This is a genomic window from Vallitaleaceae bacterium 9-2 (assembly GCA_038396585.1).
Lineage (GTDB): Bacteria > Bacillota > Clostridia > Lachnospirales > Vallitaleaceae > UBA1351.
Genome location: CP121691.1, coordinates 731,138 through 746,208, shown reverse-complemented (window position 1 = coordinate 746,208; position 15,071 = coordinate 731,138). Strand labels below are relative to the sequence as shown.

The window sequence follows — 15,071 nt, the reverse complement described above, 5'->3', positions numbered from 1 at the left end:
CTCATTCTCTCTTTCTTATCCTACCATAACACGTTCTGATGGCTTTCGAACAGATATTTTCTTACGATCATAACGAATAGCCATAGCTACTGCAAATGTCATCGGTCCAAGTCGGCCGATAAACATGGTAATTGCAATAACGATTTTCCCGATAACTGAAAGTTCTCCTGTAATCCCTAGTGACAAACCAACCGTTGCAAATGCCGAGACCGCTTCAAATGCAGCGTCCAAAAATGTTTGGTTTTCTGTTATTGTTAAAATAATGGTTACGCTAATAATAACACCCAAACTCATCATAATAATTGCTAAGCTGCGTTTAATAATGTCATCTGGAATTCGCCGATGAAAAACTTCCGTCTCTTCTCTTGAACGTATTGTTGACATAACAGAAAAAAACACTACACCAAGTGTGACCGTTTTAATTCCTCCTGCAGTCCCTGCTGGTGATCCTCCAATAAACATAAGAATAATGGTGATAAATTTTGATCCATCTGTCATTTGATCAAGAGCAATTGTATTAAATCCTGCTGTTCGCGTCGTTACCGACTGAAAAAAGGACGCCAGTACTTTTTGTGGCCATGAAAAATCTTGCATGGTCCCTGGATTATTCATCTCAAGTAAGAAAAACAAAATAAATCCAACCGATAAAAGTGTCGTTGTCAGCACCAAAACCAATTTGGTATGTAACGCTAGACTGTGAAACCAATATCCATGGTGGCGCTTCTTACGAATCGTTTCACGAGTGGTATCAATCAAATCATGCCAGACTGTAAAGCCTAATCCACCAAGAATGATCAACCCACTAATCGTTAGGTTAACCGTCCAATCATGAACATATGGCGATAAGCTGTTAAAACTTAATACATCAAATCCGGCATTACAAAATGCGCTGATGCTATGAAAGATGCCTAATCCCAAAGACTCAATAAATGTGTAGTCCGGTAAAAACCGAAACATAAGTATAAGGGCTCCGATTCCTTCAATAACCAACGTTCCAAAAATAATATTCCGTGTTAAGCGTACAACTCCGGAAATCTTATTTTGGTTAAGCGCTTCTTGAATGACCAAACGTTCTTTTAACCCTATTTTTTTCCCTAATAGTAAAAAAAACGTTGTAGCCAATGTCATCACACCCAATCCTCCAATTTGAATTAGAATAATGATGACAATCTTTCCAAATAATGTCCACTGTTCCATAGAGTTTGCTACAACCAATCCGGTTACACATACCGCTGATGTTGATGTAAAAAAAGCATTAACCAACCCTATGCTTTGTCCATCGTTGGAAGCAATAGGTAAATTTAATAACAATGCTCCAAATATAATCAATCCAAAAAAACCTAATGCCAAAATTTGGGCAGGTTTAATCTGTAATTTTTTTAATAATTCTTTCATACTATTCCTCTTTGCCTTCTCGCATTTCAATCATTATGGTAGAAAAAACGAACCAAAGCCCGCACACGACAGCCGCTATGTAAAAACCTATCTGTTCTGTCATCATATATGCATAGAATTGATCGTTTACCTGTATCCCATCAAGATTCATCTTAACGGCGCTTAACATATCTTCACTGCGCAAAATATTCTGCGCGCGGGTTGTAAACATGCTAAAAAAAGGAATTTTGAACGTGGAATAAATGAGTCCAATAATCAATGCACTAATCACTGAAAATCCTCGAACCCATTCTCCTGTTTTCATTTTTCTATCCAATGCAATGAGAATAATTGATAGCCCACCTAAAAGTATAATGCCCAGAATTCCATGCAGGTAATAGAGTTGAAGTTGGCTAGACCATACGTGTTTTTCTTCCTCGGTTCCTTTATTGAACACATTATAGTAGTCACCGTAATTCTTTGCGTATTGTCTAAGTTCAAATGCAGAAAACTCTATGGATGTATCTAGAGTTTCTGCACTTTCGCGTCCTTGCGAAATATACCCTTTAGCAAAACCTTCGCCTTCGAAAACAAACCATGGCAAAAACAAGGACCCAATTAATAATACAATAATTAGGATGTTAATTCCTTTTGTAATAAGCATTCCCATACTATATGGATGTTTATCTTGCTCTGAATTGTTTTTTTTCGCTTCCTTTTTCTTTGAGGCTTTCGCCTTAGGTTGTAGTTTATCTTCATCTTCATTTAACATGGTTTGAATCAATTGATCGATGGAATATTTTTCCAAATCTTCCCCACAGTTAAAACAAACCTTCGATGACTCTTTGATAGCTACGCCACACTTCGGACAGTTCATAAGAATACCCCTAACTTAATGTTATCGTGTTTCTAATAATTTACTCACTTCAACATGATAATCATCAATATTTTTTTCCATTTTTAATGCTTCATTAATATCTAAATCAATGTATTTTCCATCTTTATAAGCCACAACGCGATTTGACTTGCCTTCTGCCAATAATTCTACCGCTACAGCTCCCATCATTGATCCATGCATTCTATCAACTGCTGTTGGACTACCACCACGTTGTAAATGTCCAAGAATTGTTGCACGTGTTGATATTCCTGTTACTTTTTCGATACGTTTTGCCAATTCTGCCGAACCGCCAACACCTTCTGCCACAATAATAAGATTATGTTTTTTACCTTTTTGACGATTTTCAAGGATTCGGCGAATAAGATCATTTTCTGATATGTTTTCTTTTTCTGGAAGGAAAATATCTTCTGCACCATTGACAATTCCACACCAAAGGGCAATATATCCTGCATTACGTCCCATAACTTCTACAATAGAACAACGTTCATGGGATGTTGATGTGTCACGAATTTTATCAATCGCTTCCATGGCTGTATTGACAGCTGTATCAAATCCAATCGTATAGTCAGTACATGCAATGTCTAAATCAATAGTTCCTGGAATTCCAATAGTGTTGATGCCAAGATTTGCTAATTTTTCAGCACCTTGGAAAGACCCGTCACCGCCAATAACAACAATTCCGTCAATACCAAATACACGGCACATCTCTGCACCACGTTCTTGAACCTCTTTATTGACAAACTCTGGGCACCGTGCCGTATGTAAGATTGTACCTCCACGCTGAATGGTATCAGAAACACTTCGCGCATCCATCTCAAAAATATCGCCTGTAATTAATCCGGCAAATCCTTTACGAATTCCCATGACACGCATGCCTTTTGCTAACGCTGTTCGAACAACAGCTCGTGTAACTGCATTCATTCCTGGCGCATCTCCACCACTTGTCAGTACACCAATCGTTTTAATTTCTTTAGCCATTTCATAACCTCCATAGTCATTTCTTCTTATGTGAATTTATAGATAATTGTATTATATATCCATTGAAATTTCAACTTTTTTTCACAACTTTAACTCGCTGCTCTCCAACAACTTTCCTCATAGATTCAACATCTTGCTGAGATATACGTAGTTGCTGATTGTATTTTTGTTTTTTCCCCGTTTCCTCAAGGTAAAAAGCAACGATATTCGTTCCCTCCTGACATTGATTGAAAATATTAAGCAACGGCTGAATCAAAAGATTGTATTCATCGTTATTTTTGATTTTGACCCATACAATAGCTGAGTCATCTATCCCATCATTGTCGAGCAACTGGATACGATCCACAATAATTTTGGCAATCTGATCTTCTTGTATGGTCACCCGTCCACGGACAATAATAGGTTGGTCTTCTACCAAAAGCTCCTTGCACTGCTCAAAAACTTTTGGAAAAACGATGACTTCCACACTTCCGTACAAATCTTCAATTTCGACAAAAGCCATCATTGCATTATTTCTCGTTGTTTTTTTTGTAATACTGCGTATCAGCCCACCCATTATCGTACGCTGTCCATCATATATACGTTGTTCATTTAACTTAATAGAACCTTCTGTCTGCGGTATTGAAAAGTCACTTTCCATCTCTTCTTGGTCTTGAGATTGAAAGTCAAGGCTTTGATGGGTTGCAATATTTTTTAAATACGCATCAAATTTTTGAAGTGGATGACCACTGACATAGATACCTAAGACATCTTTTTCATATGATAGCAATTGTTCTTCATCAAATTCACCTACATCCGGCAAGATCTCATCCAAACTTTCGTCTTCCTGAGACATGCCAAACAAATCAAGTTGACCTTCCAATCGATTCTTGCGTCCATGAAGCACGGAATCTAAGATGGGTTTGTATCCTTGAAGATACTGTTTACGTGTTCCTCCTAGCGAATCAAAAGCCCCTGCTTTTATTAGGCTTTCTATAATCCGTTTATTTAGGTCCCGACTTTCCATACGCATACAATAGTCTGTAAGTGAAGCAAACACTCCATTTTCTTTTCGTTCTTTGACAATATTTTGCACAATCCCTTTTCCGACGTTCTTGATTGCCGCCAGTCCGAAGCGAATTTGGTTGTCTTTAACTGAAAAATCGGCAAAACCTTCATTAATGTCTGGAGGAAGTAATTCAATGTCTAAATCTCTAAGATGCATGATATATTCCGATGTCTTGGTCGGATGACCAAGTACCGATGTAATCAAAGCCGCCATAAACTCAACTGGATAATATCGCTTTAACCACGCCGTTTGATAGGCAATAATTGCGTACGCTGCTGCATGGGATTTGTTGAATGCATATTTTGCAAAATCTTCCATATCTTCAAAGATTTTTTTTGCTGCTTCTTCTGAAATTCCTCGTCGAATACATCCTTCAATCCCTTCTTGTTCATTACCATAGATGAAGTTTTGACGTTCGGTATTCATAACATCCAACTTCTTTTTTGACATCGCTCGTCGAACCAAATCGCTTCGACCAAGAGTATATCCCGCCAAATCACGCACAATTTGCATCACTTGTTCTTGATACACAATACATCCATAGGTCGGCTTTAGTATTGGCTCTAATTCTTTGGTAATATAATGTACTTGTTCCGGATGATGGCGTCCAAGCACATAGTCCGGGATTGAGCTCATAGGTCCTGGTCTATATAAAGAAATACCCGCAATAATATCTTCAATGTTTTGCGGCTTCAACTCTTTCATGAAGTTTTTCATGCCTTCACTTTCAAGTTGAAATATCCCTTCTGTTTTTCCTGATGCAATTAAGTCAAATACTTGTGGATCATCATAGGTAAAATCATCAATGATTATCCGTTCATCTTGGCTTCGCTGAAAATTAATCTGATCCATAGCATTTTGGATCACGGTAAGCGTTCGAAGTCCCAAAAAGTCCATCTTTAACAAGCCTAACTCTTCCAGGGTCCCCATAGGAAACTGCGTCGTTACAGCATCGTCACTGGCATTTAACGGAACATATTCATATACCGGTCGATCACAAATAACAACTCCCGCTGCGTGAATCGAGCTATGACGCACAAGTCCCTCTAGACGTTTAGACGTATCAATCAAAGTTTTTACTTGTCGATCTTCATCATACAACGCTTTTAGGTCTTTATTCATCGATAGTGCTTTTGTAATGGTCATATTAAGCTCTTGAGGGACCATCTTAGCAATCTTATCCACCTCAGAATAAGGCAAGTCATACGCCCGTCCTACATCGCGTATAACGGCTTTTGCAGCCATCGTTCCAAACGTAATAATCTGAGCAACTTTTTCTGCTCCGTACTTTTGAATAACATAATCAATAACTTCTCCGCGCCGTTCATAGCAAAAATCAATATCTATATCAGGCATGCTCACACGTTCAGGGTTCAAAAAACGCTCAAAAATAAGACTATACTTTATCGGATCAATATCTGTGATTCTTAGGGCATAAGCAACAATACTTCCTGCCGCCGATCCTCGTCCCGGTCCGACAATTATATGGTTTTGTCTTGCATAACGAATAAAATCCCATACAATCAAAAAATAATCGATATACCCCATATTTTCAATAACACTCAGCTCATAATCCAAACGTTCCTGATGTTTTGTTGCTTCTTGCTTATAACGCTCGACTAAACCTTCATGGCATATCTTACGTAAATACTCCTTAGGAGTATATCCATCCGGTACGTCATACTGAGGCAGTTTGGTCACACCAAATTCAAACTCCACTTGACAACGATGTGCGATTTGATAACTATTATTTAGAGCCTCTTCATAGCCTTCAAATAATTGGTACATCTCTTCTGGGCTTTTCACATAAAACTGACCACCCAAATAACGCATTCGATCTTGGTCTGTCACCTTCTTATTGGTTTGAATACACAATAAGACATCATGTGATTTAACATCATCTTCGTAGGTATAATGACTATCATTCGTCACAACCAAAGGAATATCTAATTCTTGGCTCATCTCAACTAATGTTGTATTAACACGTTTTTCTTCTTCATAACCATGTTGCTGCAATTCAAGATAATAGTTCTTCGCTCCAAAAATTGTCTTATATTTTAACGCGGTTTCTTTGGCTTCTTCAAGTTGATTGGAGATAATCAATTGGGAGATATGCCCTCCAAGACAAGCACTAAGGGCAATAATTCCTTCACTATATTTCTCCATAAGTTCAAAATCTATTCTTGGCTTATAATAAAATCCTTCCGTAAATCCAAAAGAGACGAGTTTGATGAGATTCTCATATCCCTTTTGATTTTCAGCTAGAAGAACTAAGTGATAATTATTGGCATCGAATTTGTTTTCTTTATACTTTCGCCCTCGAGGCGCAACATAGACTTCACAACCAATAACGGGGTGAATGCCTTCTTTTTTACACGCTTTATAAAAATCAATGGCACCATACATAACACCATGGTCTGTTATGGCAACACTATCCATTCCCAACTCTTTAACTCGAGACACTAGCTCCGTAATTTTACTGGAGCCATCCAACATACTGTACTCCGTATGTAAGTGAAGATGTGTAAATAATTTGTCCACTCTTGTTCCTCCTTCCATCTCACAAACACCATTTTACCACAAATAAAACAAAGAGGCTATGCCTCGTTATCTCCTTGAGATATTGTTGGCGTATTTCGTCTTTCTTTGACGTTATCTGCTATGTTTTTATGCAGATAACTCATATCAAGAAGACGAATGGAGCCCAAAACAAAGAGGCTATGCCTCGTTATCTCCTTGAGATATTGTTGGCAAAAACATAAAGAGTGTATGTCTTTATATCGACATACACTCTTTATCAAACTATTACCTTTTATTCATTCTCTTCGAGTTTAAAACGTTCTACATTTTTATTCATCACAACGATGATTTCCGCTAATTTATTAGCCATTTCACTCATATGATCTGCAGCCGCCGTTTGTTCTTCTCCTGTTGCCAATACTTCTTCAATCGCTGACGCGGATTCTTGAGCAATTGCAGCAATACTTGTAATGGAGTCTGTTGCTTCCACTTGAATACCGTCTAACTCACTTAACAAAATATACACTTTATCGACTTCTTGAATGATGCTATCCATATCCTGTGCAATTTCTTTAAATGTTTTTTCCGTATTTTTAACCGCAATTTCTTGTCGACTATAAATCTCGCTACCTTCTTCAATCATTGTACCTGTTTTTTTCGTTGCGTTATAGATATTTGTTACGATATCACTAATATCTTTCGCCGCATCACTGGATTGACTTGCCAATTTTCGAACTTCATCGGCAACCACTGCAAAACCTTTTCCTGCATCTCCCGCTCTTGCTGCTTCAATAGCTGCATTTAATGCCAGTAAGTTGGTTTGTGAGCTAATCGCATTAATCATATCAATAATACCTAAAATATCTTTGAATCGCTTAGATAAATCGTCCATATCCGTCTTGATATTATTGGATAATTGTATGGTCTCACTTGTCGTTTCATTTAATTCTTCAATCGTAACCGCTGCTTCTGCACTGGCTTTTTTCGTTCGATTTGTCACTCCAACCACTTGATTAAATGTTTCTTCTGTTTTATTCATTTGGTTTACTAACTCTTTGATAACTCCCGCCGTGTTATCTGCATCATTGGCTTGTTCTGTTGCACCTTCTGATAAAGACTCAACCGCAAGAATAACTTCTTTAGATGCAAGCGCTGATTGTTCTGAAATTTTCTTTAATTCGTCAGAATCTGATTCAACCGCCTTTGTAATTCGTTTTGTCTCATTAATCAGTTGCGCCATATTCTCTGTCATACTGTTAAAACTATGAGATAATTGTCCGAACTCAAATCTACCTTTAAAGTCACTTCGTACAAATAGATTACCTTTTTCAACTTCTTGCATCTTATTTCGGATATAGTAAATTGGTTTTACAATATTAAATGCTAATAATATTCCAATGATAATAGCGCCAATCATACTAAGCCCAACAATAAGGATGGCTGCATCACGCATCATATTAACTCCGGTAAATATCGCCGCTGTTGGTATCTCAGCTACATACGTCCATCCTGCATTGGTGGTTTCATAAACAACCATTGTCTCATGATCAACATTATTTTCTGTGATAAATGATCCACTATAGGATTTTGCAGCAGGGTCATTATCCACTTGCTTTGCCAAATCTACTAATAGTTCATCACTTATATTCGCTTTATCTGAAACGTTGCGCTCTTCGTCCGTTGACAGTACAACACGCCCTTCACTGTCAATCAAGCTCATCTTCGCCCCTTCACCTAATTGTTCTGGGTCGAATAGGCTCTCAATATAAGAAGGATCAATAGCAAATGTCAATACAGATACGGAAGCCGCTGAGTATATATTACGTACTTGTCGCATAAAGAACAAATCTTCTGTTCCAAATAATCCATAAAACCAAACCGGTCTCGACTTTGCTTTATCTACAGCTTGATATTCAGGACTTGCAAAATAATCTTTTGTGAAATTCTCTGCTGTATAATAGGTTTGTTTTGTTTGTTCTATAACTTCATCTTCTTTGATGAATGCAATGGATTTTATACTTTTTTCTGAAGACTGTAAGGACGTAACCAGTGTATAAATATTATCTTCTCGTTCTTTAAGCATATAATATAGGTTTTCATAATTCTCAATATTTTTGCTAACCGTTGCTAAAACTTCTTGGCTAGCAATCAATACCATTGAGTTGGAATCAATTGCATTTGTTTTAAAGTCAATAATATTTGTCACCTGATTGGCAACAGCAAGGTTGGCTTTTTCAACTTCTTCGAGTATGGACCCCTTTCCTGTATTATATAAAAGCACAGCAATAAGAATCATCGGCAACACAGCAATGAGCACATGGGATAAGATTAACTTCAGCTTTAATGAAATCACCTCATTATGCTTACGCTTTGTGTTGATACTCTTTGATGTTGTTTGTTCTACGGATTTTTTCTTAGATTTAAAACGATTTTTTACTTTAGGAAAACTAAGATTTTTTTTACTTGCCCTTTTTAATTTGTTTCTTTTTTCTTTACCTTTTCGCATAGTTTTATTCTCCATATCCTCTGTAATGTCTAGACGATTCTTGTCCTGTTGCTGCTCATTTTGGTCCTCTCTCATTGCACCACCCCAATTTATTATATTAGCTCTATTATACCTTGACTTAATCCAGCATTCAACCAGACTTCACTTATTAAACCCTCTTTAAGATGTTTTTGTATAATTTGCTTATTCTTTTCCTATTTTTTTAGGACTATTGACCTATAAAAAACAGGCTAGGTCCTTTAAAAGAATATCACAAAATCCACATCACTTCAAACAGCGTACGCAAAAAAAGCCTTGAAATAAATATTTCAAGGCTTTGATTAAACAAAGTATGCGTAAAAAACTGATTATCTTTTTGAGAACTGAGGTGCACGACGCGCGCCTTTAAGTCCGTATTTTTTACGTTCTTTCATACGAGGGTCACGTGTTAAGTACCCTGCTTTTTTAAGGGCTGGACGTAATTCAATATCTGCTTCAAGTAAAGCTCTTGCAATACCGTGTCGGATTGCGCCTGCTTGACCTGTATATCCGCCACCTTTAACTGTAACTAATACATCAAATTTTGATAATGTATCTGTAAGTACAAGTGGTTGTTTTACGATTACTTTTAATGTTTCAAGACCGAAAAATTCATCAAGGTCTCTTTTATTTACTGTAATATTACCATTTCCAGGTACTAAATATACTCTAGCTACACTACTTTTTCTACGGCCTGTACCATAATATTTAACTTGTGCCACGATTTTTCCTCCTTCCGAATCCTAATTAATTATTGAATGTAAGAACTTCTGGTTTTTGAGCTTCATGTTTGTGGTCTGTACCTTTGTATACACGTAATTTTGTTAACATCTTACGTCCAAGTGTATTTTTAGGTAACATTCCTTTTACAGCGTGCATAACAACTTCTTCAGGTTTTTTGTTCATCATGTCGCGATACTTCACTTCACGAAGACCACCTGGATGTCCTGTATGCCATCTGTAAAGTTTTTGATCAAGTTTTTTACCAGTAAGTACTACTTTATCTGCATTAATTACGATTACGAAATCGCCTGTGTCCACGTGTGGTGTATAAATCGGTTTGTTTTTACCCGTTAATACTTTTGCTATTTCTGAAGCTAAACGTCCAAGAGTTTGGCCTTCAGCGTCGACAACATACCATTTTCTTTCAACTGTTTCAGCATTTGGCATGAATGTTTTCATGGAATTTCCTCCTTAAATTATCAAACTATAGAATCTATGTTATAAAATCCGGGGCTTTGGATTTTATTAGTAAACTCACGCTTCCATATTATAGTACATCTATCCGTGTGTGTCAAATGTTTTTTTCTAATTTAACACCTTTTTTTCCAAGGTTGATGAAACAAAAGCGGTTAGCGGAATAGCACAGATTAATCCAATTGTTCCCGAAACAGCTCGCACAACTTCAGTGGCTACTAAGTCCATATTAATGATATCTACATAGCTAATATCATTGACCATAAAAATCAAAATCAAAAAGACCGACGTTCCAACATAGGCTAAGATCAAGGTATTTACCATCGTTCCCATGACATCCCGTCCAATATTCATTCCAGATTTAAACAAATCCATGGCGCTCATCAAAGGATTGGCTTCAGTCACCTCGTTGATGGCTGAGGCAATCGACATACAGACATCCATGACCGCCCCAAGGGTTCCTAGCAAAATACTGGCAAAGAGAATCCCATGAATATTAAAGGCCACCGGATGATCACTATACACAAGCATTTGAGCTTCTTGTGTCCCAAGACCTGTCAAATTCGAAGTATTACTTACTAATAGTGCAATAAGTCCGGCGATAATAACACCACCTATGGTCCCGATAATGGCGGATATAGCTTTCAAATTAAATCCTGCTACTAAAAACATTGTCATTATAGTTAAAACCAAGCTAACAACAATCGAGAGGAAAATAGGGTTTCCTCCGGATACAATACCATTGAGTAGATAATATATACCTACAACTGTTAACCCTAGTGTAATCAAACTTTTTATACCTTTTATGCCACCAACAATAATCATTAGTACAACAAAAACTCCTGCTAATACATAGATATCCTTATCGCGGCGAAATTCATGAATATGCGCTGCCAATTCATTGCCTTCTTCGTCATATTCAAAAAACACATAGATATCATCGCCTTCTTCTACCTCGAGAGTATAGGCCATAATTTCATCGATATTATTCTTAATCTCGATAATTTCACCCTTTTTTTCTTTATCTAATAACTCAACCTTTAATAATTGGGTCCGTCGATAATATTCTCCGCCTGATGTCTGAATACTGCTGTCTTCCTCGGATATTATTTCAATAATTTCCCCTTTATATAAAGTTGGCTCTTGATATTCACTCTGCGCTTGCAAAGCAACATTAAAAAAACTTAAACATAATATCACAAAAATTATTAGCCTCTTATGCATGTCTTTACTCTCCTAACTATAGTATATTTCCATAAGCGTCAACCCATTGGCAGGCGCTGTTTTTGTTGCCTTCATCCTATCTTTTTCTTCCAATATTTTTTTGATTGCTCTCGGTTCTATTTTGCCTCGTCCCACTTCAATAAGCATGCCAGCAATAATTCTTACCATGTTATACAAGAAACCATCGCCTTTGACATCGATATGAATATATTTATGTTCTCGCGTGACGCAACATTCATATAATGTGCGCACAGTATCTTCGACAGAGGTTTTTTTTGAACTGTACGCCATAAAATCGTGTCTACCAACAAGCCATTGGGCCGCTTCTTGCATTTTCTGCGCATCAAGTTCTCTGGCATGATAGTAATATGCGTAATGCATATATTGAGGAAGTGCATATTCATCATTATATATCGTATAGCGATAGTGTTTTCCTTTGGCGCTATATCTTGGATGAAAATCTTTTGCTACTTCTTGGCTTTCATAGACAACAACATCTTTGGGTAAGTATGCATTAAATGCACGGCAAATTCTATATGCTTGCTTATCATAGGTCGTCTTTAGCAAAGCTACATATCCCAATGCATGAACACCTGAGTCCGTCCGGCTTCCTCCTGTAATAGAAAAATCATCGGGTAAAAATGCTCGACCTGCTTTCATTAAGACTTCGTGGATCGATACACTGTTTTTTTGCAACTGCCATCCACAGTAATTTGTTCCTTCATAAGCTATGGTTAATTTGTAATACTTTTGCTCACTCATAAAACAATCCCTATTCCAACCATCATTAGCAAATATCCAATAATCAAGCCATACATAATCGCATCTTGTCGCTGATATGCTAAGGATTTCATACGTGTACGTCCTTTGCCACCTCGATAACATCTTGCTTCCATGGCTAATGCAAGTTCATCTGCGCGTCGAAAAGCCGAGATAAACAACGGAACTAACAGGGGAACCAAGCTTTTTGCTTTTTTTATTAGTCCTCCTGTTTCAAAGTCCGCACCTCTTGCCATTTGCGCTTTCATAATTTTATCAGTCTCTTCAAGTAAGATTGGTATAAAACGTAGTGCAATGGTCATCATCATGGCAATCTCATGGGCCGGAACCCGAATACGTTCAAACGGCTTTAAAAGCCGCTCAATTGCATCTGTCAAATCAATAGGGGATGTTGTCAATGTCAAAATTGATGACCCGATAATCAGCAAAATCAAACGTACTGCCATAGAAAAAGCCAACACTAGTCCTTCGCGTGTTATCGTTAAAAAGCGCCATGTAAAAATCGGATCGCCTTGGGTCATAAAAATATTGATAATAACCGTAAACACAATTAAAATCATAATGGATTTTAACCCTTTAACCATATACTTAAAGGGAACTTTACTTACTTTTATCACAATTGCAAGGGCTGTTGCCGCAATTAAATAGATGAGTAAATTCGTTCCAAAAAATAAGGAAATAATAAATCCAAAGGTCATTGCAAGTTTGGTTCTTGGGTCTAATGTATGAATTTTTGATTCTATGGGATAATATTGTCCTATTGTTATATCTCTTATCATATCTTCACCTATTGTTTCTTGACTAGCTGAGGTTTGAGTGCTTTAACCGCCTCATCTAGTGTCGTTATTGTCTGGTCAAATACAAACCCTTTCTTTGCTAACTCATTGCATATCTTTGCGACTTGCGGAACCCCAAGACCTATACGTTCAAGTAACTCAACTTCTTTAAACACCGTATATTTATCGCCTTGTAAGATGACGCTGCCCCCATCCATAACAATAATACGTTCAACATAATTCGCTATATCTTCCATGCTGTGGGATACAAGAATAATGGTCATGTTTTCTTGTAAATGCATACGTTTAATCTCATTAAGGATCTCATCTCGTCCATAAGGATCAAGACCGGCTGTTGGCTCGTCTAGAATCAATATGTGCGGTTTCATAGCTAATACTCCTGCAATAGCTACACGGCGTTTTTGTCCACCCGATAATTCAAAAGGTGATTTTTCATAAATTTCTTCTTCAAGTCCTACTTTTTTGAGTGCTTCTATAACTCTTTCGTGAATCTCATCATCTTCAAGTCCCATATTCTTAGGTCCAAAGGCTACATCCTTATACACCGTCAATTCAAATAATTGATGCTCCGGATACTGAAATACCAGCCCAACCTGTTGTCGAATTGCTTTTTTAGATGTTTTTTCCTCAAAAAGTGAAAGGCCATCAATCACAACGCTTCCTGACGTTGGCTTGAGCAAAGCGTTTAAATGCTGTATAAGCGTCGATTTACCTGAGCCTGTATGTCCGATAAGTCCAATAAACTCTCCTTGTTCTATGGTTAAATTAACGCCATTTAGAGCATGCTTTTCATAAGGGGTCCCTTGAGAGTAGATGTAACTTAATTCTTTGATTTCAATTGCCATAACGTTTCCACCATCTCCTCTACATTTAATATATCTAAGGGAATCTCCACCCCTTCTTGTTGCAGCATATATGCAAGTTCAACTGTTTGTGGCACATCTAAGTGCATTTTCTTCATTGCTTCTACATCTGAAAAAATCTCCTTAGGTTTGCCTTGACACGCTATTTTTCCTTCTTCCATGACATAGATATAGTCTGCATCAATAGCCTCTTCCATATAATGGGTAATTAAAATAATGGTCATATTTTCAGATTGGTTCAGATACTTGATCGTATCCACCACTTCTTTTCGTCCTGAAGGGTCCAACATTGCTGTAGGCTCGTCTAAGATAATGCACTCTGGATGCATCGCAACAACGCCTGCAATAGCAATACGCTGCTTTTGTCCTCCTGATAGCTTATTCGGTGAATGCATAGCATATTCTTTCATATCAACGGTGCTCAATGCCTGATCTACTCGAAAAACTATTTCCTCTGAGGCAACCCCTAAATTTTCCGGACCAAAAGCGACTTCTTCCTCAACAATGGTGGCAATCATTTGGTTATCAGGGTTTTGAAAGACCATCCCTGCACTTTTTCTAAGTTCCCAAATACGCTCGGCATCAGTGGTATCAATGTCGTTCACATATAGTGTTCCCTCTGTTGGTAATAATAATGCATTCAAATGCTTTGCAAAAGTCGATTTTCCAGAACCATTGTGTCCCAAAATAACAATAAAATCTCCTTTTTTGATTTCCAAATCAATGGAAGACAAAGCTCTATATGTAGTTTCTATATCGCCCACATCGTTATGGACGTTATAATCATAACTGACTTGTTTTGATTTAATAAACATAAGTTCACCCAATCTTTCGTAAAATATCACTCTTACTATACACATAAAAAACA

Annotated in this window: 12 protein-coding genes; all 12 read right to left on the bottom strand. The window is 37.3% G+C overall.

Translation table 11 applies throughout. From position 1 onward, the window contains the following. Positions 1-15 precede the first annotated feature (15 nt). Positions 16-1,395: a TrkH family potassium uptake protein gene (locus QBE53_03500; GenBank protein WZL82188.1), complete on the bottom strand. Its 1,380-nt coding sequence runs from the start codon at positions 1,393-1,395 to the stop codon at positions 16-18. Position 1,396: 1 nt separating this feature from the next. Next, on the bottom strand, positions 1,397-2,251 hold the full coding sequence (locus QBE53_03495; protein ID WZL82187.1) for a zinc ribbon domain-containing protein: 855 nt from the start codon (positions 2,249-2,251) through the stop codon (positions 1,397-1,399). A gap of 21 nt (positions 2,252-2,272) precedes the next feature. Further along, positions 2,273-3,250: a 6-phosphofructokinase gene (gene pfkA, locus QBE53_03490; protein WZL82186.1), complete on the bottom strand. Its 978-nt coding sequence runs from the start codon at positions 3,248-3,250 to the stop codon at positions 2,273-2,275. Between the two features lie 70 nt (positions 3,251-3,320). Continuing rightward, on the bottom strand, positions 3,321-6,839 hold the full coding sequence (locus QBE53_03485) for a DNA polymerase III subunit alpha (GenBank protein WZL82185.1): 3,519 nt from the start codon (positions 6,837-6,839) through the stop codon (positions 3,321-3,323). Positions 6,840-7,110: 271 nt separating this feature from the next. Next, positions 7,111-9,399, bottom strand: a complete 2,289-nt coding sequence (locus tag QBE53_03480) for a methyl-accepting chemotaxis protein (GenBank protein WZL82184.1) — start codon at positions 9,397-9,399, stop codon at positions 7,111-7,113. 272 nt (positions 9,400-9,671) lie between these two features. Further along, on the bottom strand, positions 9,672-10,064 hold the full coding sequence (rpsI, locus tag QBE53_03475; protein WZL82183.1) for a 30S ribosomal protein S9: 393 nt from the start codon (positions 10,062-10,064) through the stop codon (positions 9,672-9,674). Between the two features lie 25 nt (positions 10,065-10,089). Next, positions 10,090-10,524: a 50S ribosomal protein L13 gene (gene rplM / locus QBE53_03470; protein WZL82182.1), complete on the bottom strand. Its 435-nt coding sequence runs from the start codon at positions 10,522-10,524 to the stop codon at positions 10,090-10,092. 126 nt (positions 10,525-10,650) lie between these two features. Then, a complete protein-coding gene (locus QBE53_03465; protein WZL82181.1) occupies positions 10,651-11,763 on the bottom strand; it encodes a YibE/F family protein in 1,113 nt (370 codons plus the stop codon). 12 nt (positions 11,764-11,775) lie between these two features. Further along, positions 11,776-12,525, bottom strand: a complete 750-nt coding sequence (gene truA, locus QBE53_03460) for a tRNA pseudouridine(38-40) synthase TruA (protein ID WZL82180.1) — start codon at positions 12,523-12,525, stop codon at positions 11,776-11,778. Then, positions 12,522-13,322: an energy-coupling factor transporter transmembrane component T gene (locus QBE53_03455; protein ID WZL82179.1), complete on the bottom strand. Its 801-nt coding sequence runs from the start codon at positions 13,320-13,322 to the stop codon at positions 12,522-12,524. Before QBE53_03455 ends, truA begins: the two co-directional genes overlap by 4 nt. 8 nt (positions 13,323-13,330) lie before the next feature. Next, on the bottom strand, positions 13,331-14,185 hold the full coding sequence (locus QBE53_03450; GenBank protein WZL82178.1) for an energy-coupling factor transporter ATPase: 855 nt from the start codon (positions 14,183-14,185) through the stop codon (positions 13,331-13,333). Then, a complete protein-coding gene (locus QBE53_03445) occupies positions 14,161-15,018 on the bottom strand; it encodes an energy-coupling factor transporter ATPase (protein ID WZL82177.1) in 858 nt (285 codons plus the stop codon). Before QBE53_03445 ends, QBE53_03450 begins: the two co-directional genes overlap by 25 nt. Positions 15,019-15,071: the final 53 nt, after the last annotated feature.